Genomic DNA, 26,958 nt, shown 5'->3' on the forward strand with positions numbered 1-26,958 from the left:
AAATAGGTTAAAAAACAATGTATTTTAAGCCCTTGGCATTATTCAGTTGTGTGCTTTTATTTAGTGCATGTCGCCATTTACCTGAACAATCTGTTACACCAGTACAAGCTGTAAGTGAAGTGCAAAGCTTACAACAGCGGGATAACAATCTTAAGCAAAAAGTGAATGCTTATACACAAGATCAAGCTTTATTTGATGTGGCATTTGATGATCTCAATCAAGATGGGCAAGATGAAGCCATCGTGCTTTTAAAAGGGCAAGATTGGTGTGGGTCTGGTGGTTGTACAATGCTGATCTTTCAAGGAAAATCTAATCACCAGTTTGACTTTTTAAGTAAAACAACCTTGGTGGATACGCCAGTTTACTCTACAACATATATGCATAATGGTTGGAAGCAAGTGCTGGTTTATAGCCGAAAGCATGGGCAGGTGATGTTGAAATTTGATGGAACTCAATATCCGCTCAATCCATCTTTATTGCCTGTCGCAACTGCAAAATTGCCACCGAATACAGCTAAATTACTTTTGGGTGTTGCTGACTAATTTTTTATTTTAACCCACATCTCTATATCAAAATGTGGGTTAAACAGAACTTAGTAAAATGCTAAAAAACAAGCCCAGCAAGTGGGCTTGTAAATCAGTTAAATCATGCTGTGAGATAAATTAGATAAAATAACTGGTCTTGGTCATCAGTTTAGAAATAGCAGTCATGGTGATCTTCACTGGAATAGGCAGCTCTACACCACCAGCAGTTAATGCTGTATCACGATGATGCAGTTCATCTTCATTCATCTGCACCAATATTTTACGTGAGCGCTCGTCTTGAGCTGGAAGCTGACTGATATGGTGTTGTAAATGTAAACTGACTTGGCGTTCAGTTTCAGCCACAAAACCTAAACTATATTTATCGCCTGCAATACCTGCAAGCGCACCCATACCAAAAGAAAGACCGTACCATACAGGATTCAGCAAACTGGTATGACTGTCGAGCTCTTTTAAACGATCTTCACACCAAGCCAAATGATCTTGTTCTTCAATTGCTGCAAATTCCATTTCACGACGTACATTTGGAAGTTTGGCCGTTAATGCTTGCCCATGATAAAGCGCTTGAGCACAGACTTCACCACTATGGTTGACGCGCATTAAGCCTGCAACATGGCGTGCTTCACTGACAGCCAGTTTGGTTTCAACTGCATTGGACGGATTGCTTCTTTGTGCTGAAGTTGCACCAGGTACTAAACTTCTTAAAGCTTGGTCAAATGAATTGATCAATTTATCGATGCCAGTATATTGACGCATATTAGTCCTCCAAAGAAACCTGAGTTGTCGCTATTAATGGTTTTAAACGAATTAATAACCAAGTACTAAAAATAGCACTCAGCACAGCTGTGATACAGAATAAGATTTTAATATCTATTTTCAAAATACTTAAGATGAGAATAGAAAAAATTGCCGATGAAACCATGAATATTGCATTAAAAATGTTGTTTGCCGCAACCACACGTGCACGGTGTGATTTAGGGGCATAGGCTTGCATCATGGCATAAAGTGGAACGATATAAAAACCTCCACTTATACCCAATAAGGTCACCGCAAGCATGACATGATAATAAATTGCCCCTGAATTAAACATATCAGAAATTGCAATCAGATCACCTGTTCGTTCTGGAACAAAGGCCAAACTGCCTGCTAAATAAAGCGCAAATAGTGTTAAGCCAATCGCACCAAGTGGTACCATTTTGATATTCACTTCTGCACCGCCAATTTTACGGCACAGTAACGAACCTACGCCAATGCCGACAGAAAAAAATGTAAGCAATAAACTAACAACATTTTCATTGGCATGTAGGTTTTGCTGTGTTAACTGCGGGATTTGTGTGAGATAAGTTGCACCATAAAACCAGTACCAAGAATTGCCTAAAAGTACGATAAAAATTAACGGTAAACTTTTAGCATAGCGGATGGTTTGGAAACTGGTACGAAAGAAATTCCAATCGATCTCTAAGTCTTCATTTGAAGTAGATTGTTTAAGGACAAAACGACTGGATAAATAACCTACTACTGCAATAGATACGATGGTTAAGCAAATCCAGATCATATTGCCTTGTGACAGCGAAATGACTGCGCCGCCTAAAATCATCCCAATTAGAATCGCAATGGATGTGCCTGACTGAAACAGGGCATTACCAGACATCAGTTCATTGGGTTTTAAAATTTCAGGCAAAATCGCATATTTGATTGGCCCAAAAAAAGTACTATGCGTGCCCATTAAAAATAAGGCGAAGAGTAAAATCCAAAGATTACCCAATAAAAAACCTGCTGAGGCGATCAGCATGATGATGATTTCTAAAATTTTAATACTTCGGACTAAAAATGAGCGTTCGTATTTATCTGCAATTTGACCTGCGGTCGCAGAGAAGATGAAATAGGGTAGAATAAACAGTAACGCAGCGAGATTGTTGAGTGTACTGATATTGGCAGACTGATGATGAATCCAACCATAGGTAATGACGAGTAATAATGATTGTTTATAAACATTATCATTCAGGGCGCCAAAAAACTGGGTAAGGAACATCGGTAAAAAACGTCTTGTCCCTAAAATATGCTCATTTTTTTCCATTGTAGACGACTTCATTTAGTTATATATAAGAAATGTGTTGAAATGGTAACTATCTCTCAAAATCATGTATCATGTTTTTAACTTAAATCATGTGTAAAACCAATTGGTTTGGGTATTTGAAAGATTTTTAATAATTGATCTTTCTACAAATAAATTTAGGTCATTCGAGCTTGGTATGCCAGCAAAAATTAATTTTAAAAAATCTGTGCTTTCACATAGTGTACATTTACACTTTGACCGTTATCATATCAATAAACTGATATGTTCAAGTGTTTTTTTAAGTGTTTTTGCGATCCCTGTCAGTTATGCCGATCAAATACAAAGCAATCAGAACTTGCCATCAAGCTCTGAAACCATCAGTACAAGTTCTGAAAAAATCAGCAATACTCAAGAACAATTAGAATCAGCGGCCATTCAACAAGGCGTACCCAACGAAAAGATCGACCAGTTAGATCAGAAAATTCAACAAGCTCAACAAACTGATCAAGTCGATAGCGTTAAAATGCTTGAACAACAAGAAAAAAATATGGGGGTGCAAGATGATTTTAAGCCGATCCAATTTGAAGATCTTGAAGAGTTACCCGCTGTTGCTGTGGATCAGTCTTTAGCAAATGAAATTTATAAAGTTGCAGAAGATGCAAAAACGGATGCACAGAATTTTCGTAATGGGGTGACCAAAGCACCTCAAGTTGAAGTGACTAATGCGACCCAGCAAGAATTGAATGAAATTACGCAAGCGCCAGTCAATGTCGATCAGCTTATACAAACTATTCGTGCAGACAATAAAATTTCTGTAGAGGAAAATCAATCGGGTAAAACCTTGGTTGATAATACACAGAGCAATACTGATGAAGAAAAAGCTAAACCTGGTTTCTTTAAAAGTTTAGTCAATAAAATACGTGGACCGCAAGACAACGGTGTACCTATTCCAAAAATCGGTGTTTCCGTAACAGGTGCGCCTACGGTTCTTGCAACTAACTTAAAAGCAAAATTAGGAACCTTTACCCAAGAAGCATATTCTGATTTTAATGGCTCGGTGCCACAGTTAAGAACATTGGCGGTACAGGCTGCCCAAGCAGTAGGTTATTACAATGCAGAATTCAAGTTTACTAAAATTGATGATACTCATTTAGGGGTTAAAGTCACTCCACATGATCCAGTCAAAGTGGCTGAACAAAATATTGAGTTTACAGGGGCTGGCTCTAAACTGGCACAGTTCCAAGTTATTGGCGTACTTCCTGATTTAGAAGAAGGTGATATTCTCAATCATGGTGCTTATGAATCTACCAAAAGCCGAATAGTAGATGCAGCATCGAATAATGGATTTTTTGATGGTTATTGGCGTTTACATGATGTCAAAGTTGAACAACCACAAAACAAAGCCAAAATTGATTTAAAATACGAAACGGGCGATCGTTATAAACTCGAAGATGTAGAGTTCAGAATGAGTGATCCTTCTAAGCCGCTCCCAATCGATTTAAAAATCTTAAAAACCTTAGCGCCGTGGGAAGATGGTGCAGATTACACCGCATGGCGTGTCAATGGTTTGGCCAATAACTTAACCAACTCACGTTATTTTAACTATACCTTGGTTGATGCGATTAAACCGGATGCAATTGTAAAACCACTTGAGCTTCCTGCTGATCTGCAAGCCTTAGTAGATCAGCAAAAAATCACTGAAACAACATTGTCTGCGCAAACCAATGCCGATAAAGCACATTTGTCAGATAAAGAAGTGACTCAAAATGTGGTCAATGAAAATCAGTTTGCGGGAACGCAAGGTGAAGAGGTCAATCCGAACTTAAAGCAGCTTCAAGCGCAGCAGAAAGAAAAAGAATCTGATGATGATCTATTAAAAGATCAGGCACGTGAGAATAAAAAGATTCCTGTGATTGTGACTTTAAATGCGGATCGCTTAAACAGTTTAGAGACAGGTATTGGTTATGGGACCGATACAGGGGTACGTTTACGTAGCCAATATAGACGTGCGATTGTTAACCACTTAGGGCATTCTTTTGATGCCAATATGGAATTGTCACAAATTCGTCAAGCGATTGATGCTCGCTATAACATTCCTTATAAACATCCATTAAATGATTACTTCAGTTTGGTTGCGGGTTATGAACGAGAAACCCGTGATGGTATTGGTAATGACATGGATTTGGTTATTGAGTCTGCGGTAGCCGGGGTAGACCGTATTATTAAAGGTTCAAGAAAAGAGTGGCAGCATATTCTTGGTGTGCGTTACCGCTTAGACCGTGTTACTCAAAATGGTCCTGTAGATATTGCCAATATTCCTGATGCTTTTTTAATTCCTGGTTCAAATCAAGAACAGCAGTCATTGTTGTTGGGTTATGAAGCAACCAAAACAACCAGTGATAATCGGATCAACCCAACACGCGGATATAAGCAAAGTTATAAAATTCAACTTGGCAGTAAATCTTTACTTTCAGATACGGATATGGCGATCACCAGTGCAGATTGGAAAGGCTTATATTCATTTGGTCAAAATGATAATCATCAGGTGGTTGGTGGTTTGAATGTCGGCTATATTTTTGCAAAAGATTTTGAACAAGTTCCTTATAATTTAAGATATTTTGCTGGTGGGGATCAGAGTTTGCGAGGCTTCGATTATAAGAGTCTATCCCCAACGGAATATGGCTATAAAGTCGGTGGTCAAGGTTTGGCTGTCGGTTCATTGGAATACAATTACCAATTTAAAGAGGGTTGGCGTGGCGCAATATTCAGTGACTTTGGTAATGCTTACGATAAATCATTTAGTAACGATACCCAATATAGCTTAGGCTTAGGAATCCGTTGGAAGTCACCAATTGGTCCGATTCGAATTGATGTTGCATCAGGTGTTTCAGATCCTGCTCGCCCAATTCGACTGCACTTCTTTATTGGTTCACAACTTTAATTAACTAAAAATATAAGAGAATTACTGGAAATATTATGGCTGATGAAGAACATCAAGATGTTCAAAATGAACAGCAAAATGATCAACTAAAGCAAGCGCAGACGCCGAAGAAGCGCAATATATTGCGTAATATTCTGATGTCATTGCTTTTGGTCATTATTTTATTGATTGCTGCATTGGCTGTGATGTTTAGTACCGATAAAGGCAGTAAGTTTTTATTGGATCGGGTTGCTTCAAGCCAGAAAATTATTGATTACCAATATGAAAGCGGTAACTTGCTTCAAGGGATCATACTTAAAAATGTTTTGGTCACTCTCGCTGCGGTTGATGTCAAAATTGATCGTGCGGATGTTTCCTTGGGTTGGCGCGCAATATTAGATAAAGAAATTCATTTGAGCCATGCTGATGTTAACAATTTAAGAATTATCAGCAAAACACCACCAAGCGATGAACCCTTTAAGTTTAGCGAAATCAAGTTACCCTTTGTTTTACGTTTAGATGAAGCAAATGTAGATCATATGCAGTTTCAAACCGCATCTACAAAAATTGATTTTAACGATATTCATTTAGAAAATGCATTGTGGTCGGGTACAGAGTTGAAGTTTGAAAACTCTAAAATGGACATGGGCTATTTATCTGTAAAAGACGCGACAGGTAATATGAACTTTAAACAAGGCGATTATCCGCTGAATGCCAAGGCAATTTTGCGGATCCCAAGTTTAAAAAGTTTAAATGTTGAAGATATTTATGTACATGCGCGTGGCTCACTCGACACAATTAAAGCAGGTGTTGCGACTAAAACGCCCGATCTTTTAACGGGTTGGGCGGTGATCCATCCGATGCGTCATGATGTTCCAATGAATGGTGCTTTGGTTTTTAAAGATTATCATTGGCCGTTGTTGCAGGAACAAGAATTACTGTCTAAAAATGGCTTGGCGAAATTTCAAGGCGATGTTAAAGGCTTAAGCTTAGATATCAATACAGACATTAGTGGTAAAAATATCCCACAAGGTCAATATACCGCTTTAGCACATACCGATTTAACCAATCAGTTGAATATTAATAATTTAAATGGTCAATTGATGGGTGGTGCTTTAAATCTTGCAGGTTTGGTCAGCTGGCAAGATCATGTGCATTGGGATGTGCAAGGCCGTTTAGATCGAATCAATCCAAAAGATAAAATTATCCCACAAGTGATTCAAGACTTTTTACCTGTTTCCCTTGATGCCAAAATTGGTTCAGTGGGCGAATTAAAACAAGGCATGCATTTAACCGCCAATGTTGATTTTGATAAATATGAAGCTTGGAACGTTAAATTAGATCAAGCTGAACAAAAGGGTAAAAAGCCTGAACCGATGTTATTGGGTGTTAACTGGAAAAATATTGACCGAGCAGTGCCTTATGTGGGCTGGTTGAGCAGTGAACAAGGTCAGGTTGAAGTTGCACTGGTTGACGATCAGCAAAATATTCATGTGGCAACCGTTGTACGTCAACATGAAAAAGGCAGTTTACCTGAGGGCAAATACACAGCTCAGTTAGACCTAAAAGGCAATGATCTACACGTACCAGCATTTGAATATGTGGCAACGAAAGGTAGTTTATCTGGAAATGCAATCGTTGAATTACCTACTGAAAAACGCCAGTTAAAATGGAATGCCTTGCTCAATGCAAAAGATTTTAATCCACAAAGTATTGTCGCAACAGCACCAGTAGATTTAATCAATGGGCAGATAAAAGCCAATGGTTTTGCAAAACCAAATCAACAATTGATTAATTTTGATGCGATTAATTTAACCGGCCGACTTGCAAATCAAGCCAACCCTGAAACAATCCAATTGACTGGTAAAAGTACAGCCGCAGTTATTTTTAACGATGCCAATGCAGGTGGTGCTTTTAAAGGCTTTGCAGTGAATTATGATGGCGCATTAAATGCGTCACAGCTGAAACAAGGCAGTGGCTTATTAAAGATTAGAGTTGCGGGTACACCAGAGCTGATTAAAATATCTGAACTACAGCATGATGGTATTGCAGGAAAAATCTTAGCCAATGGCTTGGTGTATATCAGCAATGGCATCGGTTGGGATATCAACGCATCTTTGGTGCGTTTTAAACCGCAATATTTTGTTTCTTCTGTACGTGGTGAAGTCTCTGGGAATGTGAAGACTCAAGGTAATTGGTCAGATCGTCTGAAGAAAATTAATATTCAACAATTGAATATTGCAGGCATGATCAATAACAAGCCCTTAAGAGGACGCGGTAACCTTGCTGTTGTTTTAAATTCTGATTTAAAAGGCTTGATGCCACAGCAATTTGAAGCCAATAACTTATTTTTGTCTTATGCCAATAACCAAGTTCAGGCTACAGGAAATGCACAGAATCTACGATTAAAAGTTAATGCACCTGCATTATATGAACTTTATCCAGGATTACGTGGTACAGCATATGGTTATTTAAATTTACAAGCACAACCGCGTTTAAGTGCAACTGCAAACCTCACAGTCGATAATTTTAGTTTTAATGATAGTCTAAGCATTAAAAAATTAAGCTTAAAGGGTGAATTGCCAACCTCTGAAACTGTAGCGTCGAAAATGGTGGCGCAAATGGAAACTTTACGCAGCGGAAACCGTGAGATTCAGCATGCAGGGATTACACTTTCTGGAACACGTAAAGCACATTTATTACAGCTTCAAGCATGGAACTATTATTCTAAGTTTTATGTGCAGCTTGCAGGTGGATTTAATGCGCAAAATGATTGGTTAGGTCAGATTCAAAAAGGTGAGTTTGACTCAGTAAGAGCACATTTATTACAACAACAAAATGCACCTGTTATTTTTAACGCCTCAAAATCGGAGTTATATGTTGGACAGCATTGTTGGTCAAGTCAGCAAAGCCAATTGTGTTTTGATCAACCGATCCGCGCAAGTCAGCAAAATGGTAATGTTTCCTTTGTTACTAAAAACCTAGATCTGAATGATTTTGCCGCGTTTATGCCAGAAGGTTTGGCACTGACGGGTAAGTTAAATGGTTATGCAAAAGCATCATGGGCGAAAGGTGCACAACCTAAGCTAGATGCTAAGCTGGTTACCCGGAATGGGCAAATTGGTATTGCTGCAGAAGATCCAAATGACCCTTCAACTTCGATGAACTATGACGAAGCCAGTGTAATCGCGAAAAGCATAAAAGATGGCTTGTTGTTGCGTGTTGATTTAAAAGCACCGAATGTCGGAACAGGCTATGCCAGCGTCATTGTCAACCCATATGTCGAGTCTAAGCCGATGCGTGGTGAGGTGGCATTTAATGAAGTTCAGTTGAAAATCTTAAAGCCATTTATTGCCGATGTACGTAAACTCGATGGGACTTTGTCGCTTGCAGGAAAAATTAACGGTACGCTGACACAACCATTGTTTGATGGTGAAATGCGCTTGAAAAATGGTGAAATTAGTATGATTTCACTGCCTGTGAATTTGAATAATGTTCAGATTTACACTTCAATTCGTCAAGATGTGGCAACAGTTAACGGTGCATTTAACAGTGGTCGTGGTGTCGGTAAAATTAATGGCAGTATCGATTGGAAAAATGATCCACATATACAATTACGTCTCAATGGCGATAAATTGCTGATTCGTCAAGCACCGTTGATTACTGCGGTTGTCGATACCGATATTGAACTGGATGCTTTACCTTTAAGTAAGAAACTGACCGTGAAAGGTAAAGTTGATGTACCTAGTGCATTAATTTCAATGCCTGAATCCAGTGCAACCGTAGTCAATGTGTCACCTGATGTCCGTATTGTAAAAGAAGGTCAAAATCAGTTGGCCGTGCTTAAAGCAGCACAGCCGTGGTCTATACGTGCCGATGTTTCAGTAAACTTGGGCGATAAAGTTATTTTCCAAGGCTTTAACAGTCGTATTCCATTGGTGGGGCGTCTTTATCTTTCTCAACGTGGTTTGGAAACTGCAATGCGTGCCAATGGTGCGATTGGTGTCAGTCAAAAAGTAACCGTTGAGGCTTATGGTCAGCGCTTAGACTTAAATCGTGCCATTGCTCGTTTTAATGGCCCATTGTCTAATCCTACATTGGATGTCGATACCAATAAGAGTATTTCTGGCAGTACGGTAGGTCTACGTATTACAGGCACAGCTTCTAGTCCAAACATTCAAGTTTATAATGATGCTGGTTTGTCTGATCAGGAAGCGATGAATGCTTTAATTACAGGACGTATTAATGAAGGGTCCAGTGGTTTAAGTAATGCTGAAGGATTTAAATCGGATGTAAACAATACGATTGCAGCAGCAGGGATCAGTTTGGGGCTAGGTGGAACACGTGCGTTTACCAACCAAATTGGACGTACATTTGGTTTAAGTGGTTTGTCATTTGATGCACAAGGTACAGGCGATGATACGCAGGTCAGTTTGACGGGTTATATTACGCCAGACTTATATATTCGCTATGGAGTGGGGGTATTTACACCAGTGAATAAACTGACTTTACGTTATCAAATGAATAAACGTTTATATCTGGAAGCCAGCCAGTCTTTAGAAAAAGCCATTGACGTGTTCTATCATTGGAGATTCTAGACATTGATAAAACATTTTAGATGCAATCGGCATTGAAATGTAGTTGATCAATATTGAAAAACTCGGATTACGATCCGAGTTTTTTATGTTTATATCAAATGAGATGAATCATTGAGCTATGCAAAGCGCATCGTAAAATGCATGGAATATGAGTAGTGCAAAGATTTTGCACATGCTATTAAAAGCCAATAGGGCGTGTACCTAAATGGAATATTACTTACGAACGTCCATTAGGTGTTAAAGTTTAGGCAACCTCCTAATCCACATGAACTTACTATTATGCTGTCACAGGCTCGTATACGTAATAGTAATCTGGGTTCGAAGAAATATTTTAGCCATTTAGCATATTTCGGAAAGTTGACTTATTAGGATTTAAACAATAAGCGACTATTATAGCAGCCATCATATTCACCATAAAGTTATTGATTGAATGATGACGTGAATGTTCAAGTTGATGTAAATTTTTTAACTGATCATTTAAACAAAATGAAAGCCACCTTATCAGTGGCTTTTTCATGTCTGAATAATTTCATTACCACCAAAGTGAGAATGAATTTACTTTACCATTAATTGTAAATAAACAATGTTTTAATACATCCATTCCTAATAATCCATCTATACCTTGACCTGCCATAGAGTTTCCAGTAACTCTTAAGCTTTGATGGTGATTTAAAATAGGAGTTTGTACCGTCTGGGTTCCATCAAGAATATTATTATGAAAAACGAGTAACTGTACATCATAACAATCTACATAAAATGGAACACCATTAGTCGATGGTGTCAAAACAGGAACTTTAGATGTAGGATTTAAATTAAGGCGTTGTAAAAAAGTAGCATCTATACAAGTTCCACTCGCCCCACTATCTACGAGTAAATTTACATGTTGAGGTGGCGGAGGTGGAAGCCCTTGTCGAGTTAACTCTTCTAGTCTAGGTACAGAAGGTAAAACAAGAGCTTGTATTATTGCTGAATTATTGAAAAGTGGAAGATTTACGCTCGGCATTGCAATCCAACTTCTCTAAAAAAATTCATAGGTGTAGGGTTAATAGTAACTTGTTGAACCAAAAACGGCTCAAGACCATATTTAGCATAACCAACCTTCAAAGCATCATCATATGAGTTAAAGAAGTTTAAAGGTTCATCTTTAAAAATCAAAACATACATACCTTCATTACATGATAAGTTTGGTAGCTCTTGTAAATAACGATTAAATTCATAATCAAGTTTATTAGTCATAGTTTTCACCTTTTCCCCTTTAATAATAATTTTATCATTTTCTATAAGGTAACACATAAGTTTTAAGAATCAATTTACAATTTTGCAAAATTCTCTATCACAAAGCCACCATCGCAGTTTTACTATAGCTTCTCGATTTTTACTCTATCTACTAAGCGCAGACCAGAAGTAGACTCTCTGTGAACGATGACAATTTGAATCACTCGTTCATTTTCAAGGCTTTGTAGATAGTGATGAATGCTTTGCATTTCATTTGAATTATAACCACTTCCGATCCATGCACTATCACCTGATTGCATATTTTGAATTTGAATATCAAGATTATTCAATTTTACACCCTCTATTATTCCAATTTACTCGTACTGTTCAAGACAATCAAATATTTCCTGAACATATTGTATTGTTGTTTTAGCAGTTACATTATCCACATTTGATTCTATATGATAATCAGCAGTTTCTCGCATTCTCTTTGCTCTACGCATATTATTTACTATACGAAATAACAACTTAACTCGACTATCTGTAGGGTGTAATTTTTTTACTTGATTTTCACATGCTTCAATGAGTGCTTTATGGGATTTAGTATAACGATCATCACCATCGACATCAAAAAATAATCTATTGTCAATTTCATATTGAAGTTGGTTAAGTGCTGAATAATAAGCTTGATGAATTACGCACCTAAAATGCAACTCGTTAGATTTTTCAGACTGATTTAACTCTTGAGCGTAACTCAGTCTTTCAAGTGGCTTAAAACTCATTTTACGCTACGAACTTATGATAAATAGAAGAAACTGGAGTAAGAACAACATTAATCTTAGAATTAACATCATAAAGTTCAGGATGATCAGCTATATATTCATCAAAATATTTTAAAACAGTTTGCGTTACATCTAGTTGAGTTACCGCTTCAAAGTGCAAATAGTATTCTTCATCGATAATACTGTGACGGACTAAGCCAAATCTAATCTTTTGCGCTTGGAGTAGATTAAAGAAAACTCTCAACAAAGTTTCAGCCTGAGCAATATCAATGTTCACATCTTTAATTCGGGATTCAATTTTTGAAAGTTTTTCTTTTGTTTCTGGTATGAAATCGTATTTTTCAATTTTACTAAAAGCAAAAGTAGAAATAGCAATTCTTTCAATTTGGTTTTGTGACATTGGATCTTTGTTTAGACTTAAGGCAAAAATAGCCTCATCAATAAACCCATTTAAAAGATATTGTGTAGATTGATTCATCATTGAATATGCATCTGTAGCACCTAGCTTTTGTGCATTGGCAAAAGCATCATACATAGCTTTTGGTTGGTTAGCTAACGAATAGACAAAACCTTTACAAACCCACAGGGTTGCTATATCAACATTACTTTCAAGTAATTTTTTAATTTTAGCCAAATATTTATTTGCATAAAATTCATTCAGAACGAGATGCATTATTTCAACATTTGAAAGTTCTAAAAGTAGTTCAACTGCTTTTGTCTTAGGAACTGGGGCGACCATTAGGTTACCTTTTATTAGATTATAGCTTAATTCTATCATTCTAAAGGTTTTTACATCATACGCAAAACCTTTTCACATACTGCAATAAAATAGTCACCTTATGGTGACTTCACTTTACGTAAATGTTTTATGTTACTGCGTTTGACTAGTTTTGCTTGAATAAATATGCCCAATTAAAGTTAAATCATAAGATGGTGTATTAGCAAGTCCCATTGCTCTGAAATCATTTAACAATTTCAATGTTTCTTGCATCTTTCTCATTTCCAGTCGCACGCGCAAATGAATATGAAGCAGATAAAATTTCTGTAGAATTAACTTCTGCTGAGACAGTTGCTCAGACGTTAACGATTGTCAATGTGATTGGTTGTTATTTGAATGAAGAATTTTGGCCAACGATATTTAAACATGCAGAAGATATGCCGAAGCCAACCATTTCTCCTTATCTCGGCTACGTGAAACAGTTAAGTGAATTTACTGAACCGAATAAAACCAAGCAATGGCTAGATCAGTCATTAAGATTACAAACCAATTTTGAAGATACACATCCGTCTTTACAAGATCGCTTAAAAGCGATTGGTCAAACTGCTCATGTTGTATTTGCAGTAGCAGGACATACGGCAGATCAGCTTCTGGGTCAATGCTTAGCAGAGATTACTGTGACTTTTGATCGTAAATGGCAAAAGGATGTTTTGGAAACTTGGCAACACCATCATCAGAGCATTCAGCAACAAAAAGAATATTTAAGCCAATTGGATGAAAAAGTTGCCCAAGGTATTGAATTATCTACAGAAGAGAAATTTTCACGTGTAGAGTTGACTGAACTGACCTTGCATCAACCAGAAGCAGCATTTGAAATGATGGAAAAACTTTATCATGAAGATACAGAAACGGCTTTAGCCAATTATGTATATGGACGTTTTTTAATAGAGCGAAAAAATGAATTGGGTTGTGCGCTTTTAGAAAAATCTACACAACTGAATGAATTTTATTGTGTGAAAGTTTATGAGATGCTTTATCAATTTTATGATGAAAAGGAGGATATATTCAATGCAAAAAAATATCAGCAACTACGACAAGCGCGAGTTGAACTGGAACAGCATGCTTTAAGTGAGCGTGAACATGTATTACTCAAAGATAACTTTATTGCACATGAGCTATCAGAAGATGTGTTGAATGAACTATTACAACAGCTAAGCAAATATTCAAATATTCAACAGGTTTTTCTCGTTCAAAAGGAAATGAAATATCTGGTTCATCTTCCTTGCTATGTTTTAGGATTTAGCTTGAAAAAAGGGTTTGGGAAAGTTGATCCTGAGGCAATTGTACAAACTGCGAAAGTCTTGCATGAAAATGTCACATTTCCAGGTGAAACATTTTTATTGAGTTTTGATGTTGTGGAAAATAACAAGATCAAAAAGAAAATTAAACGCGTAGCAAATGCTAAAATTATTTAAGCTTGAACATTCAATTCAAATTTTAGATTATTGTTTATCTTGCTTTATTGTTTATAGAAATATAAAAGCCCAATGAAATATTGGGCTTTTAAAACTGATTTGAAGATGGCGTTACACCTTAAAGCACTTCAATGGTGTTATTCAGTTAATAGCACATCACCATATTGTTCACGTAAATCACGCTTTAACATCTTACCCGTTCCTGTTAAAGGAATGGATTCAACAAAAATCACTTTGTCGGGGATTTGCCATTTTGCAATCTTATCTGCATAGTAATCCAGTAGATCTTGCTCAGTAATGTGAGTACCTTGCTGTTTAATCGCAATCACCACTGGGCGTTCATCCCATTTCGGGTGGTTTGCTGCAATGACGGCAGCCATAGCAATTTCAGGATGATTCATGGCAATGTTTTCAAGCTCAACAGAAGAAATCCACTCACCACCTGATTTAATTAAATCTTTGGCACGGTCGCTTAACAGCAGATAGCCATCTTCATTAATCGTGGCGATATCACCAGTATCAAACCAACCATCAGCACTTAATGCTTTTTCTGATTTGCCATAATAAGATTCAATAATCCAATGGCCTTTTACTTGCAGATTCCCCGTGCTATGTCCATCACGAGCAACTTCGTGTGTACCATTTTCTTCATCGGTAATACGTAAATCTACGCCGAAAGGTGGGCGACCTTGAGACAGGCGAACTTTAAATTGTTCTTCTTCACTTAAATTTAGGTGTTTGGCTTTGAGTTGGTTGCCTGTGCCCAATGGACTCATTTCAGTCATGCCCCATGCATGAATAGTTTCGCAATGATAGATGTCTCTAAATGCTTTCATCATCGCAGGTGGGCAAGCTGAACCGCCAACGACATTGCGTTTAAGGCTTTCAAGAGTGCTGCCAGATTGTTTTGCTGCGGCAAGCAGGCCTTGCCAAATAGTCGGTACACCAAGTGCAATACTGACTTTATATTCATCAATCATTTGTACTAAGCTGGCGCCATCTAAACCCGGCCCCGGGAGTATCAACGTACAACCAACCATTGCTGCGGCATAAGGTGTACCCCAAGCATTGACATGGAACATGGGAACCACAGGTAACATAATATCTTTTGCAGATAAATTTAGAGAGTCGGGTAGCGCGATCGCATAGGTATGTAAAATGGTTGAGCGATGACTATACAATGCGCCTTTTGGATTGCCTGTTGTCCCTGAGGTATAGCAAAGCGAGCTTGCAGTATTTTCCTCAAAATTAGGCCACTCGTACTGAACAGAATGTTCTGCAATCAGCACATCATAGAACTTAACATCTGGGAGGGCATCGGCAATATCTTGGTCAAAAGCACCCAGATAAACGAAATGCTCTACATGAGGGGTAAGGGCTTTCACTGCTTTGATTAGCGGTAAAAATGTTTTATCAAATAACACCACTTTGTCTTGAGCATCATTGATAATAAAGATCAATTGTTCAGGAAAGAGTCTAGGGTTGATGGTGTGACAGACCAAGCCACTTCCGGAAATTGCATACCAAGATTCAAGATGACGATGATTATTCCATGCAATCGTTGCAACTCGGTCACCTAAGCCTAAACCCAGTCCAGTAAGTGCATTGGCAAAGCGTTTCGCATTCTCGCTTACATGTGTCCAATCTGTCTTTGTAATCGTGCCATCGGTATTTTTTGAAATAATCGCAGTATCACCATGATAACGCGTAGCATGCTCAATGAGGCTACTGATTAATAATGGTTGCTGCATCATACGTCCTTGCATATAAAATTCCTTTATAATCTTGTTGATAGGCTTAAATTGTATTTTTCTCAGAAGCTTTCTAAGTGAAAAAAATTGTTAAATAGAAAAAGCTATCATTTCATCCTATATAAAAGTCAGATTAAATCAAGCTTAAAAACAATATATTTTTGCAACATTTTTGTTGTTTTAACCAATAAAAAACAATAGCTTAGTTGGATTATCACAATTTGAAAATTTGATGATGAAATTTGGGATATCAGACTAAAGAACTAGGAGAAAGTATTATTCAGATATATGTATATGTGCTAAACATATTACATGTCTTGTTAAGGCATTGATGTTTTAGGATGAAACTATATTGACGTGAGATATTAAAAGGAGTTTTAGAATGTTTCAAAAGATCAGAAAATTATTGTGTATCCACAGTTTTGAATATGAGATTGGACATAATATTGTGGTTAAAGAGTGCCGTAAGTGTGGTGCTCATCATTAATTTTCTAGAAGCGATCGCAAAATATCACTGTATTATGATCATTCGATAAAATATGGTGATATTTAGAAAGCGTTATATCTCTAAATGAAAATAATAAAAATCTAGTTTTGCAAGCTGATTCATTCAATCTTATGGTGGTAGATGTCCTCGTTTGATTGCATATGGCTGTTTTATTGCTTAAGGCTGTCTTGGTTTTTTAAGTATTGCTAAATTTACGTTAGAATAATGCTACTCTTGTTTTATTGTCTTTGAATCATAATGTCTAAAGATTTTTTAGCTGAAAATTATATTGTCGATGAACATCTTGCTGATACTTTAAATTGGTTATGCCAACATCAAGATTGTTATGATGCTTTTCAATTTGATGTGTTGACTCAAGAACTCAAAGTTCATCATGCCAATGGTACAGATATCATTCGTCATGGGATGTATCTTACGGCAAAGTACGGAATTTTAATCACATCCTTATAGTGAATTGGTGCTCAACGATTGTCGCTAAAATCAGCATGTAACATATTCTTGCGCTTAAATTTAATTTATCGTGTTTTTTTACTTTGATTAGTGCGACAAAAAAGTCAAAACACAGCTAAAATATAGCTTGAATAGTGTGTATTGAATCCATAATGAATATGAACGTATCAGAACATCAGCGTAGCATTTTGGCTACGATGGGAATAGAGCTTTGGATCCCCAAGGTTGATGTTCAAACACGTCATTATGAAAATGCGCTATACCGTGATATTGCTCAAGTTGAACGGGATATTGCTGTTGTGCCTGAGTTGAACACGCATTCAACTCAATCTGATGCAAAATTAGAAAATCAAAATGTACAGCCGTCACAGATTGAAAAAGCACATCAGCCTGAAGTTTCTTTATTAAAACGAAATCCAGAAACACAGCAAACTGAAGAAATTTCAGCGCCTGAACAAATTCAGCAACAGACAAACTTTACTGTTGAGCCTGCATTACAAATTGCGCCATTTGAAATCCAAGCCTATTGCATTGAAAGCTGTGTCATCTTTGTCGATTGTACTCAAATCAGCGCTGACCAATTAACACTATGGGGCAATATACAGCAGGCGCTTGTAGGGCAATTTTATGATTTAAAATGGCCTTTTCCAATGTTGCAGCTTCAAGATGGAAGAGGGGCTGCGATGTATATCCAAGGGTTTGTTGATGCTTTAAGGCAAGAGCGTAAAGTCATCAGTCTTGGTCAATTGCCTTATTTAAACAATACTGAAATGTTTGAATTGGCAAGTTTACAAGAGATGATTGAGCAACCTTTATTAAAACGCCGTCTATGGCAATTTATGCAAAATAAACTGAATTAGTTTTCAAGATCTGTACTGAGAGGTTTTCTGGGATATGAATAAAAAAGTGGTTGTATTTAGTCAAATCGACTCAGAAGTTCAAGCAAAATTAGCAGAAAAATATCAGTTGGTTGTATTGAATCCTAAGCAAGGCGATATCAATGCACAAATTCGTCAAGCGGTTGTTGATGCAGACGCAATGATTGGTGCGGGTCGTTTGATTAATGAAAGCAATATAGCCACTGCAGAAAAATTAAAAATTATCTCCTCTGTCAGTGTAGGCTATGATAATTACGATGTTGATTATTTAAATCAAAAGAAAATCTGGTTGTCGAATACACCACACGTATTGACCGAAACGACTGCGGATTTAGCGTTTACTTTGTTGATGAGTGCTGCACGTAAAGTACCGAGTCTAGATCACTGGACCAAACAAGGTGAGTGGCAACGTACAGTCAATGCGACACAATTTGGTCAAGAAATTTTTGGTAAAACTTTAGGAATAATCGGTTTAGGTCATATCGGTGCAGCAATTGCACGACGTGGATTTTATGGCTTTAATATGAATATTTTGTATCATAATCGCCGTGAAAAAATCGAAGTTGCACAACAGTTTAATGCACAATATAAAAGTCTTGAAGCACTGTTAAAACAAGCTGATTTTGTTGTGGTTGCGGTAGACTTAAATAGCCAATCTAAAGCATTAATCGGTGCTCAAGAGTTTGCCTTGATGCAAAAGCATGCTGTTTTTGTCAATATTGCACGTGGTTCGGTGGTGGATGAACAGGCATTAACAGAGGCTTTACAGAACCGTCAAATTTTTGCTGCGGGTCTAGATGTATACCAAAAAGAACCATTGCAACAATCGCCATTGTTTGAGTTGGATAATGTCGTGACTTTACCGCATATCGGCTCAGCAACTGCCGAGACGCGCAAGAAAATGGCGGAACTGGCTTTTCAAAATTTAGTCGATGCTTTGGAGCAACGCACACCAAGATATTTAGTCAATGAAAACTTCTAGTTGATGTTGAATGTTTGCTGACAATGCAAATTCGCAATGAAATGTTTACAGCCCCCTAACACTTCATTGCGAATTTGTACTAAATTCAATGTTATATTTAGAATATTAAAATAATTGGGACGATCAATTGAACAAGACCTTCCTCAGCCTTTGTCTCTGCTTAAGCACTTCAATTAGCTCAGCTGATGATTTTCTGCAAACTCAAAATAGTACTCAATTTGAAGTACCTGAAATTGGCAGTGGGGTGGGATTTATTGATCAACAAAAAGAAAAAACCATTGGTGAAAAAGTTTATCGTCAAGTTCAACAGCAAATGCCAGTTCTGCAAGATCCTTGGCTTGAAGACCAATTTATGCTGGTTTTTTCAAAAATTCTCAGTCAGACCCAGCTTTCACAGCCAGTAGGCTTGGTGGTGATCAAAGATGCTCAGATCAATGCATTTGCAGTACCTGGGGGCATGTTTGCCCTAAATAGTGGGATGATTACAGCTTCAAGTAATATGGATGAAGTTGCTAGTGTAATGGGACATGAAATTGCCCATGTCACACAACGTCATTACAGCCGTTCGCAGGAAGCATTTAAAGGTCAAGGTTTATTGGCGCTTGCAGGAATTATCGTCGGTGCTGCATTGGCGTCCAAAGCGGATGGTGATATTGGTGGCGCGGTGATGATGGGTACACAAGCTGCATTGATGGACAAGCAGCTCAGTTATAGCCGAAATCAAGAACGTGAAGCTGATCGGATCGGCATGCAGTTTATGTATGGGGCTGGATATGACCCAGAAAGTATGGCTGATTTCTTTGAAACCATGCATCGTTCTACCAGTCGTTTAAGTTTTTTACCTGATTTTTGGTTAACTCATCCCTTAACAACAGAGCGTATGAGTGAAGCAAGATTAAGGGCAAATCAATTTCCAAAAGTTCCTTTTCGTGCCCAGCAATCTGATTTTGATATTATTAAATGGTATACCGCAGTGATTTCGGGGCAAGCCACTGACCGTCAATTGCTGGCTTTAGCACAATCGAATAATTTAGCGGGTTTATTGGCTTTAAGTGAGTTTTATTTGCTGCAAGGTGATTATGACAATGCGCAAACACAGCTGAATTTAGCCAAGAAGGTCAACGCAGAACATACTTTGGTCACTTTGATTCAAACTGATATTTATTTAGGGCGAAATAAATTAGATGATGCCTATCAAACCATCATCACTAAGCAAATCATAACCCCAGAAAATCGCGCATTAAGTTATAAATTAGCCGAAGTTTATATTCGACAGCAGAAGCCCAAAGAAGCCGAGCAATTGGTCAATCGTTTTGTGAATAAAAATAATAAGGACATTATTGGCTGGCAATTGTTACAACAAGCGGCAAATTTAGATAAAAAGAATCCAATGCGTACAGTCAATGTGCTGAGAAATAGGGCGGAAGTTCAATATTGGTCTGGTGATGAAGAAAATGCAATTAAATCACTTTTACATGCCAAGCGTTTGGCTAAAGAAAATAATGCGATGAGTGCCCGTATCGATACACGCTTAAAGGTGATGCAAGATGAACGAAAGTTAAAAATTTAAAAGCTTGATTTAAAGAACTTAAAACTTGAGTTAAAAACTAAAAATAATGGGTGATTTAAAATGTGCCATTAAAGAAAATTTACTTTCTATTCTTGCGTGAACAGGTTAAGCTAAAATCACTTAAAGTTATAATAAAGTATTTGATTCACATGAAGAAAATTTTAATCGCATGCAGCATTTTTTTCTATGCTCACTCAACATTTGCAGCAGTACCAGAAAGCTATGTTCGAGAAGTGGAGCGTATTTCGGCGCAATACAGTGCCGATATGAAATTTTTTTTACGTAGTCTAGATCCGAAATTGAGCCAGTTTAACCCGCAACAAGAGTCACAATTCTGTGGCATTGTTAAAAAATATGTCGATGATATGTATAAAACGACAGATGAAAATCGTCAATACCTCCCACCATCAGCGCAATCTATGACCAAACAAAATGTGATTGATAAAGTGATGTTGTCACCTGAAATGCAGTTACTTAAAAAATATAATATTCAGTGTGATTTGAAATAGGTTTATCTTTAACATCTTACATCTGAGCTATATTATTTATGGATTTTAGCCAATTTCAAATTGAGAATGAGCAAATTGTTCTCAACATCATTCAAGTATCTGATGCTGAAGATTTATATAGCGCAATAACAAATAGCTTAACCGAGCTTAGAAAGTTTCCTGCAAGTTTAGTATGGGCATTGGAAGAACCTAATTTGCATGCTTCAATGGCATTTTGCCAATCTCGTTTGGTGGCGTTGTTAAATAAAGAGAACTTTGTATTTATTATCCGTTTAAAAGAAACTGATGATCTTTTAGGGGTGGTCGATATCCATGAAATTGATTGGTTGGAAAATACTGCATCTATTGGGTTTTGGGGAAACTCAAAATTTAAGCAAAAAGGCTACATGTCACAAGCGCTAATACTATTTGTAAGTAGTTTATTTTCGAAATGGAATTTTGTCGGTTTAAATGCTTATGTCGATGCAGAAAATATATTGGCACGAAAATTATGTGAAAAAGCTGGGTTTTTACTTAAAAATATTCAATATCAATCTGTACGGAATCCAGTCGATGGTGGCTTTAGAGATATTTGCCATTATCAGATAGAAAATAAATGAAGTGATATTGTAGATTGACGATTTTGGGCTATTTAACAAGAAACTATTTCATTGCAAAATAATTTTTATTTAAGTTGTTAAATAGACCAAATCAAACAGAAATTCAGATTTAAGAACGTTGGGTTTAGCCAAGTTTTGCTTTAATTTTTGCAGAAACTTGTGCTGGATCGGCACGTCCGGCTATGATCGGACGTAGAGAATTCATCACCTTACCCATATCTTTCATGCTAGTTGCACCTTGCGCAGTAATAGTTTGCGCAATGAGAGAATCAAGCTCGTCCTCTGACATAGCTTCAGGTAGAAACTGAGATAACACTTCAATTTCGGCTTGTTCTTTACTAGCTAAATCTTCACGGCCTGCACCTTCAAAGGCTTTGACCGATTCTTTACGTTGTTTGATTTGCTTTTCAATGACCGCAAGAACCTGAGTATCGTCAAGCTCTATGCGCTCATCGACTTCGATTTGCTTGATTGCTGCCTGTAGACCACGAATTACCGTTAACTTACCCATTTCTTTAGCACGCATTGTTGCTTTTAAAACATCAGTTATTTGGTTTTTTAAAGTAGTCATTTATCTGTCCAGGTGAGTCAATCAATCACAAATTAATCTTAGTAAAGGCGAGTAGTACGTACTGATTCACGCGCCAATTTCTTTTGGTAGCGTTTAACAGCAGCAGCTTTTTTACGTTTACGTTCTTGAGTAGGTTTCTCGTAGAATTCACGTTTACGAACATCAGCTAAAACACCAGCTTTTTCGCATGAACGTTTGAAACGACGGATAGCTACGTCTACTGGTTCGCCTTCTTTCAATTTAACTTGTGGCATGAAGAATCCTCATTAAGTTATGGATAAGATCAGGGTCGAATTACCCTAGATCACAAGTGAAGGTCAGTATTTTACTCATTTACATCTCATACCACAAGTCTATAATAGCTTTAGCAATATTTTGAAATGGGTAAAAGGCAATTTAATGATCGTTCTGGGCTTAGAAACTTCATGTGATGAAACAGGATTAGCGCTCTATGACAATGAAGTCGGCTTAAGAGGACAGGTGTTATATAGTCAAATTAAATTGCATGCAGAGTATGGTGGTGTCGTTCCTGAGTTGGCTTCTCGTGATCATGTTCGAAAGTTAATTCCTTTGATTAATCAGTTGCTTGATCAAAGCGGTGTGAAAAAATCAGAGATCGATGCAGTGGCGTATACGCGCGGCCCTGGCTTAATGGGTGCACTGATGACAGGGGCATTATTTGGTCGCACCTTGGCTTTTGCGCTGAATAAACCCGCAATTGGCGTGCATCATATGGAAGGTCATATGCTTGCTCCATTATTATCCGAAAATCCACCTGAATTTCCGTTTGTCGCATTATTAGTGTCAGGTGGACACACTCAATTGATGGCAGCACACGCAATTGGTGAGTACGAAATTCTAGGTGAGTCGATTGATGATGCTGCTGGTGAAGCTTTTGATAAAGTCGCTAAAATGTTGAAATTACCTTATCCCGGTGGTCCAAATATTTCAAAATTGGCGGAACAAGGTGACAAAAATGCTTTTGAATTTCCACGTCCAATGTTGCATCAAGGGCTAGATTTTTCATTTAGTGGTCTAAAAACTGCTGTTTCAGTGCAGTTAAAAAAATTGGGTGAAGAACAACGTGATGCAGATATTGCAGCTTCATTCCAAGAAGCTTTAGTGGATACTTTGGTCAAAAAGTCGATTAAAGCATTAAAACAGTCGGGTTTAAGACGTTTGGTGATTGCGGGCGGTGTCAGTGCCAATAAACGTTTAAGAGAGCGTTTAGAAGCAGATTTAGCTAAAATTAAAGCAACGGTTTATTATGCAGAACCTGCTTTATGTACAGATAATGGTGCAATGATTGCGTTTGCAGGTTATCAGCGTTTAAAAGCTGGACAAAAAGATGGTTTATCGGTGACGACAACACCACGTTGGCCAATGACTGAATTGACTAAACCTGAATTAGTTTAAGTCCGATATTGAACGGATTGTTAAATTTAAAAAAGAGGCGAAAGCCTCTTTTTTTTATGGATTTAAAATTTAACGCGAATAAGGTTTCCATGTTTTGCTTTTGTTATCATAGTTATATTGAACCTGATCATCGTAATTTGATTCAAAGTTTGTATGGCCATATTGATGACTGATGCTAAAACAATTTTTAATATTGCTATAGGTTTCATGTGTGCCAGGGTGATCACCATCGAATTGTGAACCCATTAAGCATAATTTTGAGTCATTCAATGCAAATGTATAAGTGGGCTTCTTTTTGACATTGCCTTCATTATCTTCCCAACCCGTGAACTGATAATTGAGTGGATAGACAATCCCTGTTTGGGTATCTATAGCAACCATTTCTAAAGAATCTGAAGTTCCCGTATTGAGTAAAATATATTTTTTATCAAAATTAGGCTGCATTGATTTAAGCGCATTTTTGTATTTGGCAAGGTTGGCTTTAGAACAATAATCGCCATTAAAATAATCACTCTGACACTCAGAAACTTTTTTAAACGTCGTCCCAGCATATGCCAATTGTAGTGATGCAGAACAAACAATCAGCGATAGGGCAAAAAATCTTTTCATTTATACTGACTTTGAATGTGTATTTATACAGTTTATCGCATTTCTTTTACTGTGGTTTATCTGATTTCATGATAGAAAATAATCAGAATATTAAAAAATGAGATTGGCATATGGACTTATTGTCTTCTGAACAGCATATCAACCTAAGCAATATTGACACAGATCTTCAGCTTTATAAAAAATTTAGCCAAGGTGTGCGTTTACCTTATGAGGTTTTAAACATTCACAATATTCCTGATGGTGCAAAACCCGGCCATTTTATCGAGGTTCGTTGTGGTGGGTTTGGTTCAGAAATTTCAGCTCACCCTACAGAAAAGTATCAATTCTATGCACTTACAGATCGTGGGCCGAATACCACGTATAACGTTAATCAAGATCATGGCAAAATCTTTTTAGAGCCTGACTATACCCCTAAAATTGGATTATTTGAGTTAAAAAAAGATGGAACTATTCAGAAAATAAAAGAAATTTTATTAAAAGACCCAACGGGCAGAAATATTACAGGTTTGCCTAATCAGCATTTTGGCGCAAGTAAAGAAATCGCCTATGACCAAGATGGAAAGAAATTAGCCATAGGGACAGATGAATTTGGATTGGATGCTGAAGGTTTGGTTGCACTCAAAGATGGTACTTTTTGGGTCAGCGATGAATATGGTCCTCATATTGTGCATTTTAATGCAGATGGGCTAGAAATTGATCGTATCAATGCCTATGTTTTAGATGAGCGAAGAACATCGGGTTATTTATTGCCTCAAGAATATGCCAATAGACGCCAGAATCGAGGAATGGAAGGTTTAACCATTACACCCGATCAAAAAAAGCTGGTGGGCATCATGCAATCCACCATGAGCAATCCCGATGCATCGGTAAGCAAATCAGATCTTGTGCGTATTGTGATGATTGATTTAGAAAGCAAAGTCGTTTCTCAGTATTTGTATCAACAAGAAGGGGGTGCAAAGACCTATTCAAATACAGCAATTACAGCCTTGAGTTCCACGCAATTTTTGGTAGCAGAACGTGATGATGATTTCTATAAAGATAATCCTCAAGCATTTAAACGGATTTATAAAATCAATCTGCAACATGCCACTGATTTGGAAAAGCTAAAGCCAAGTTCAACGATTCGGCAAGATGAACAATTCGGTCTGTTGATAGCGGAACAAACCTTGGAACAATATGTGTTAACAGCAGGCTGGAGTGGTCTGGCTCAACAGGGTATCTACCCAGTAGAAAAAACCTTAGTGGTGGATTTGGTTGCGCGTTTACACTATCCGCACGATAAAATTGAAGGTCTATGGGTGATTGATGAACAGCATTTAGGGGTTCTCAATGATGATGATTATGCTTTTTCTGAAACGGATGGAGTATTGGAACAAAAGTATTTGGATCACGATAAAAATATCATTGATGGCAATACACTCTATATCCTTGATCAATTGGATTTAACAGTAGATTAAGTATTTATTCATACAAGATAAAATTAAACCGCCAAATTAATTTGGCGGTTTAATGAATGTATTTACGATTAACTTTGTGCTGGTTTTAAACTTGATTCAAGTATTAAGCTTGATTCAGATATTAAACTTAGTATTCCCAGAACATCCGTTGAATTTCTTTTGCATCTTTGGTTTTGGTCAGTGCTAAAGCAGCTAAAAGTTTTGCTTTTTGCGGATTTAAATCGTGAGCAACGACCCAACCATATTTATCATCAGGCTGTTCAGCATTACGTAACACAAAACCTTGTGGAACGCGCGAAGAACGAATGATTTGTACACCTTGTTGCTGGAGTTGGTTCAATGTCGGAACAATATAGTTCGCAACGGAACCATTACCTGTACCCGCATGAATAATGGCTTTAGCACCCGCTTTCGCATAGGCCACATAGGCATCTGGAAGCATATTGCCTGAACCATAAACGATTTGAACGATTGGTAACGCATCACCTTGAATATTTTCAATATTAAACTCAGAGCTATTGTTAAAACGTTTTGCAACGTTTCTAAACCAATAAGGTTTACCTTCAACCAGTGTACCTAAAGCACCCCATTGGCTGACAAAAGCATCGGTATGAATATTGATGGTCTTTGACACATCACGTGCTGCAAAAATATCGTCATTCATTAACACAAAAACGCCTTTGCCTTTGGCACTGTCTGCGGCAGCAAGCGCAACAGCACTATAAAGGTTCAAAGGGCCGTCAGCTGAAAGCGCTGAAGGTGGACGCATAGAACCAACAACGACAATTGGTTTATCTGTATGAACTGTAAGACTTAGAAAATAAGCAGTTTCTTCTAAAGTGTCTGTACCATGGGTAATCACCACGCCATTCACATCAGGCTTTTTAACCAATTCGTTCACTTTGCGTGCAATGGTTAAAAGCTCTTTGTCAGTGATGCTTTCTGAAGCAACCTGTAAAGCCTGTACGCCTGTAACATTGGCAAGATTTTGAATTTGCGGAACTGCATTCAACAAATCATCTACAGGAACTTTCGCTGCAGTATATGTTGCGCTATTTGTAGAACTTGCTCCAGCACCCGCGATCGTACCGCCAGTTGCGACGACAACGACATTATTTTTTGCATAACTCGTAAAGGGTAAAAGCATGCCAATTGCAAGTGTAAGTGCAGTAACCGTCTTTTTCATAAACTATCCTTTTCAATCATTGTTCTGGTCATAAGCATTTTTTGTACCAGTTTTTAAATCTATATAAATACTGAGCTGTTGCCCATACTTATTTAAAAATGTATTTTTTCAAATAATCACTCAAATTTATAGTTACATACTATTAAAACTGGATAAAGTGCTTGCC

At 37.4% G+C, this 26,958-nt stretch carries 24 protein-coding genes and 1 pseudogene; 12 read left to right on the forward strand and 13 right to left on the reverse strand.

Features of this window, described 5'->3' with window-relative positions; genetic code table 11:
* The first annotated feature begins 17 nt into the window (after window positions 1–17).
* Complete coding sequence (locus ASC84_RS00650; RefSeq protein ID WP_056510676.1) at window positions 18–542, forward strand: hypothetical protein; 525 nt, start codon at window positions 18–20, stop codon at window positions 540–542.
* A gap of 120 nt (window positions 543–662) precedes the next feature.
* On the opposite strand, the gene coq7 is transcribed toward ASC84_RS00650, so the two are convergent.
* Window positions 663–1,298: a 2-polyprenyl-3-methyl-6-methoxy-1,4-benzoquinone monooxygenase gene (gene coq7 / locus ASC84_RS00655; RefSeq protein WP_004720993.1), complete on the reverse strand. Its 636-nt coding sequence runs from the start codon at window positions 1,296–1,298 to the stop codon at window positions 663–665.
* A 1-nt stretch (window position 1,299) separates the two neighbouring features.
* A complete protein-coding gene (locus tag ASC84_RS00660; RefSeq protein WP_056510679.1) occupies window positions 1,300–2,619 on the reverse strand; it encodes an MFS transporter in 1,320 nt (439 codons plus the stop codon).
* A 175-nt stretch (window positions 2,620–2,794) separates the two neighbouring features.
* Between ASC84_RS00660 and ASC84_RS00665 the strand changes: the two genes are divergently transcribed.
* On the forward strand, window positions 2,795–5,539 hold the full coding sequence (locus ASC84_RS00665; RefSeq protein WP_056510681.1) for an autotransporter assembly complex family protein: 2,745 nt from the start codon (window positions 2,795–2,797) through the stop codon (window positions 5,537–5,539).
* Between the two features lie 35 nt (window positions 5,540–5,574).
* Window positions 5,575–10,116: a translocation/assembly module TamB domain-containing protein gene (locus ASC84_RS00670; RefSeq protein WP_056510684.1), complete on the forward strand. Its 4,542-nt coding sequence runs from the start codon at window positions 5,575–5,577 to the stop codon at window positions 10,114–10,116.
* 331 nt (window positions 10,117–10,447) lie between these two features.
* Here ASC84_RS00670 and ASC84_RS23100 read toward each other — a convergent pair.
* From ASC84_RS23100 to ASC84_RS00695, 6 genes and pseudogenes are all read right to left on the reverse strand, one after another.
* Window positions 10,448–10,597 (reverse strand): annotated as a pseudogene (locus ASC84_RS23100) (IS982 family transposase); the annotation flags it as partial.
* A 51-nt stretch (window positions 10,598–10,648) separates the two neighbouring features.
* A complete protein-coding gene (locus tag ASC84_RS00675; RefSeq protein ID WP_056510687.1) occupies window positions 10,649–11,119 on the reverse strand; it encodes an aspartyl protease family protein in 471 nt (156 codons plus the stop codon).
* Window positions 11,107–11,352, reverse strand: a complete 246-nt coding sequence (locus ASC84_RS00680) for a hypothetical protein (RefSeq protein ID WP_056510690.1) — start codon at window positions 11,350–11,352, stop codon at window positions 11,107–11,109. The genes ASC84_RS00675 and ASC84_RS00680 overlap by 13 nt, the downstream gene beginning before the upstream one ends.
* 122 nt (window positions 11,353–11,474) lie before the next feature.
* On the reverse strand, window positions 11,475–11,681 hold the full coding sequence (locus tag ASC84_RS00685; RefSeq protein WP_056510692.1) for a hypothetical protein: 207 nt from the start codon (window positions 11,679–11,681) through the stop codon (window positions 11,475–11,477).
* Between the two features lie 24 nt (window positions 11,682–11,705).
* A complete protein-coding gene (locus ASC84_RS00690; RefSeq protein ID WP_056510695.1) occupies window positions 11,706–12,113 on the reverse strand; it encodes a hypothetical protein in 408 nt (135 codons plus the stop codon).
* Window position 12,114: 1 nt separating this feature from the next.
* Window positions 12,115–12,852 (reverse strand): hypothetical protein, encoded by a 738-nt coding sequence (locus tag ASC84_RS00695; protein WP_056511859.1) that lies wholly within the window; start codon window positions 12,850–12,852, stop codon window positions 12,115–12,117.
* Window positions 12,853–13,091: 239 nt separating this feature from the next.
* Here ASC84_RS00695 and ASC84_RS00700 point away from each other — a divergent pair, with 239 nt between their 5' ends.
* The gene (locus tag ASC84_RS00700) at window positions 13,092–14,306 is read left to right on the forward strand and encodes a M48 family metalloprotease (RefSeq protein ID WP_155860307.1); all 1,215 of its coding nucleotides are present in this window, start codon (window positions 13,092–13,094) and stop codon (window positions 14,304–14,306) included.
* A gap of 137 nt (window positions 14,307–14,443) precedes the next feature.
* Here ASC84_RS00700 and ASC84_RS00705 read toward each other — a convergent pair whose 3' ends face one another.
* Window positions 14,444–16,072, reverse strand: a complete 1,629-nt coding sequence (locus tag ASC84_RS00705; RefSeq protein WP_056510699.1) for a long-chain-fatty-acid--CoA ligase — start codon at window positions 16,070–16,072, stop codon at window positions 14,444–14,446.
* Between the two features lie 730 nt (window positions 16,073–16,802).
* On the opposite strand from ASC84_RS00705, the gene ASC84_RS00710 reads away from it, so the two are divergent.
* The 6 genes from ASC84_RS00710 to ASC84_RS00735 all read left to right on the forward strand — a co-directional run bounded on the left by ASC84_RS00710 (window position 16,803) and on the right by ASC84_RS00735 (window position 21,553).
* Window positions 16,803–17,015 (forward strand): hypothetical protein, encoded by a 213-nt coding sequence (locus ASC84_RS00710; RefSeq protein WP_056510702.1) that lies wholly within the window; start codon window positions 16,803–16,805, stop codon window positions 17,013–17,015.
* Between the two features lie 152 nt (window positions 17,016–17,167).
* Window positions 17,168–17,875: a hypothetical protein gene (locus ASC84_RS00715; protein ID WP_056510706.1), complete on the forward strand. Its 708-nt coding sequence runs from the start codon at window positions 17,168–17,170 to the stop codon at window positions 17,873–17,875.
* A 34-nt stretch (window positions 17,876–17,909) separates the two neighbouring features.
* A complete protein-coding gene (locus tag ASC84_RS00720; RefSeq protein WP_056510709.1) occupies window positions 17,910–18,875 on the forward strand; it encodes a D-glycerate dehydrogenase in 966 nt (321 codons plus the stop codon).
* A 172-nt stretch (window positions 18,876–19,047) separates the two neighbouring features.
* Window positions 19,048–20,445 (forward strand): M48 family metalloprotease, encoded by a 1,398-nt coding sequence (locus ASC84_RS00725; protein ID WP_227515086.1) that lies wholly within the window; start codon window positions 19,048–19,050, stop codon window positions 20,443–20,445.
* Window positions 20,446–20,594: 149 nt separating this feature from the next.
* The gene (locus tag ASC84_RS00730; protein WP_056510711.1) at window positions 20,595–20,954 is read left to right on the forward strand and encodes a hypothetical protein; all 360 of its coding nucleotides are present in this window, start codon (window positions 20,595–20,597) and stop codon (window positions 20,952–20,954) included.
* Between the two features lie 38 nt (window positions 20,955–20,992).
* Window positions 20,993–21,553, forward strand: a complete 561-nt coding sequence (locus tag ASC84_RS00735; RefSeq protein WP_056510714.1) for a GNAT family N-acetyltransferase — start codon at window positions 20,993–20,995, stop codon at window positions 21,551–21,553.
* 124 nt (window positions 21,554–21,677) lie between these two features.
* Here ASC84_RS00735 and ASC84_RS00740 read toward each other — a convergent pair whose 3' ends face one another.
* Both ASC84_RS00740 and rpsU read right to left on the reverse strand, forming a co-directional pair.
* Complete coding sequence (locus ASC84_RS00740; protein WP_004720970.1) at window positions 21,678–22,124, reverse strand: GatB/YqeY domain-containing protein; 447 nt, start codon at window positions 22,122–22,124, stop codon at window positions 21,678–21,680.
* Window positions 22,125–22,162: 38 nt separating this feature from the next.
* Window positions 22,163–22,378 carry a 30S ribosomal protein S21 gene (gene rpsU, locus ASC84_RS00745; RefSeq protein ID WP_001136722.1) on the reverse strand — a complete coding sequence of 72 codons (216 nt, stop codon included), beginning with the start codon at window positions 22,376–22,378 and terminating at the stop codon, window positions 22,163–22,165.
* A gap of 145 nt (window positions 22,379–22,523) precedes the next feature.
* Here rpsU and tsaD point away from each other — a divergent pair, with 145 nt between their 5' ends.
* On the forward strand, window positions 22,524–23,540 hold the full coding sequence (gene tsaD / locus ASC84_RS00750; protein WP_056510717.1) for a tRNA (adenosine(37)-N6)-threonylcarbamoyltransferase complex transferase subunit TsaD: 1,017 nt from the start codon (window positions 22,524–22,526) through the stop codon (window positions 23,538–23,540).
* A gap of 69 nt (window positions 23,541–23,609) precedes the next feature.
* On the opposite strand, the gene ASC84_RS00755 is transcribed toward tsaD, so the two are convergent.
* Window positions 23,610–24,149 carry a hypothetical protein gene (locus ASC84_RS00755; protein ID WP_056510718.1) on the reverse strand — a complete coding sequence of 180 codons (540 nt, stop codon included), beginning with the start codon at window positions 24,147–24,149 and terminating at the stop codon, window positions 23,610–23,612.
* Window positions 24,150–24,259: 110 nt separating this feature from the next.
* Between ASC84_RS00755 and ASC84_RS00760 the strand changes: the two genes are divergently transcribed.
* Window positions 24,260–25,606 (forward strand): esterase-like activity of phytase family protein, encoded by a 1,347-nt coding sequence (locus tag ASC84_RS00760; protein WP_056510722.1) that lies wholly within the window; start codon window positions 24,260–24,262, stop codon window positions 25,604–25,606.
* 127 nt (window positions 25,607–25,733) lie between these two features.
* Here the strand turns inward: ASC84_RS00760 and ASC84_RS00765 are convergent, their stop codons facing one another.
* The gene (locus tag ASC84_RS00765) at window positions 25,734–26,792 is read right to left on the reverse strand and encodes a type II asparaginase (RefSeq protein WP_004720964.1); all 1,059 of its coding nucleotides are present in this window, start codon (window positions 26,790–26,792) and stop codon (window positions 25,734–25,736) included.
* Between the last annotated feature and the right edge of the window lie 166 nt (window positions 26,793–26,958).

This window comes from Acinetobacter sp. Root1280 (assembly GCF_001425285.1).
Lineage (GTDB): Bacteria > Pseudomonadota > Gammaproteobacteria > Pseudomonadales > Moraxellaceae > Acinetobacter > Acinetobacter guillouiae.

Excerpts from the sequence above, each read along its gene's own strand:
- ASC84_RS00765 (WP_004720964.1), bottom strand. The coding sequence starts at position 26,792 with ATGAAAAAGACGGTTACTGCACTTACACTTGCAATTGGCATGCTTTTA.
- ASC84_RS00670 (WP_056510684.1), top strand. The coding sequence starts at position 5,575 with ATGGCTGATGAAGAACATCAAGATGTTCAAAATGAACAGCAAAATGAT.
- ASC84_RS00710 (WP_056510702.1), top strand. The coding sequence starts at position 16,803 with ATGTCTAAAGATTTTTTAGCTGAAAATTATATTGTCGATGAACATCTT.
- rpsU (WP_001136722.1), bottom strand. The coding sequence starts at position 22,378 with ATGCCACAAGTTAAATTGAAAGAAGGCGAACCAGTAGACGTAGCTATC.
- ASC84_RS00720 (WP_056510709.1), top strand. The coding sequence starts at position 17,910 with ATGAATAAAAAAGTGGTTGTATTTAGTCAAATCGACTCAGAAGTTCAA.
- tsaD (WP_056510717.1), top strand. The coding sequence starts at position 22,524 with ATGATCGTTCTGGGCTTAGAAACTTCATGTGATGAAACAGGATTAGCG.
- ASC84_RS00735 (WP_056510714.1), top strand. The coding sequence starts at position 20,993 with ATGGATTTTAGCCAATTTCAAATTGAGAATGAGCAAATTGTTCTCAAC.
- ASC84_RS00730 (WP_056510711.1), top strand. The coding sequence starts at position 20,595 with ATGAAGAAAATTTTAATCGCATGCAGCATTTTTTTCTATGCTCACTCA.
- ASC84_RS00760 (WP_056510722.1), top strand. The coding sequence starts at position 24,260 with ATGGACTTATTGTCTTCTGAACAGCATATCAACCTAAGCAATATTGAC.
- coq7 (WP_004720993.1), bottom strand. The coding sequence starts at position 1,298 with ATGCGTCAATATACTGGCATCGATAAATTGATCAATTCATTTGACCAA.
- ASC84_RS00660 (WP_056510679.1), bottom strand. The coding sequence starts at position 2,619 with ATGGAAAAAAATGAGCATATTTTAGGGACAAGACGTTTTTTACCGATG.
- ASC84_RS00675 (WP_056510687.1), bottom strand. The coding sequence starts at position 11,119 with ATGCCGAGCGTAAATCTTCCACTTTTCAATAATTCAGCAATAATACAA.
- ASC84_RS00740 (WP_004720970.1), bottom strand. The coding sequence starts at position 22,124 with ATGACTACTTTAAAAAACCAAATAACTGATGTTTTAAAAGCAACAATG.
- ASC84_RS00695 (WP_056511859.1), bottom strand. The coding sequence starts at position 12,852 with ATGGTCGCCCCAGTTCCTAAGACAAAAGCAGTTGAACTACTTTTAGAA.
- ASC84_RS00665 (WP_056510681.1), top strand. The coding sequence starts at position 2,795 with ATGCCAGCAAAAATTAATTTTAAAAAATCTGTGCTTTCACATAGTGTA.
- ASC84_RS00715 (WP_056510706.1), top strand. The coding sequence starts at position 17,168 with ATGAATATGAACGTATCAGAACATCAGCGTAGCATTTTGGCTACGATG.
- ASC84_RS00680 (WP_056510690.1), bottom strand. The coding sequence starts at position 11,352 with ATGACTAATAAACTTGATTATGAATTTAATCGTTATTTACAAGAGCTA.
- ASC84_RS00705 (WP_056510699.1), bottom strand. The coding sequence starts at position 16,072 with ATGCAAGGACGTATGATGCAGCAACCATTATTAATCAGTAGCCTCATT.
- ASC84_RS00700 (WP_155860307.1), top strand. The coding sequence starts at position 13,092 with ATGTTTCTTGCATCTTTCTCATTTCCAGTCGCACGCGCAAATGAATAT.
- ASC84_RS00650 (WP_056510676.1), top strand. The coding sequence starts at position 18 with ATGTATTTTAAGCCCTTGGCATTATTCAGTTGTGTGCTTTTATTTAGT.
- ASC84_RS00690 (WP_056510695.1), bottom strand. The coding sequence starts at position 12,113 with ATGAGTTTTAAGCCACTTGAAAGACTGAGTTACGCTCAAGAGTTAAAT.
- ASC84_RS00755 (WP_056510718.1), bottom strand. The coding sequence starts at position 24,149 with ATGAAAAGATTTTTTGCCCTATCGCTGATTGTTTGTTCTGCATCACTA.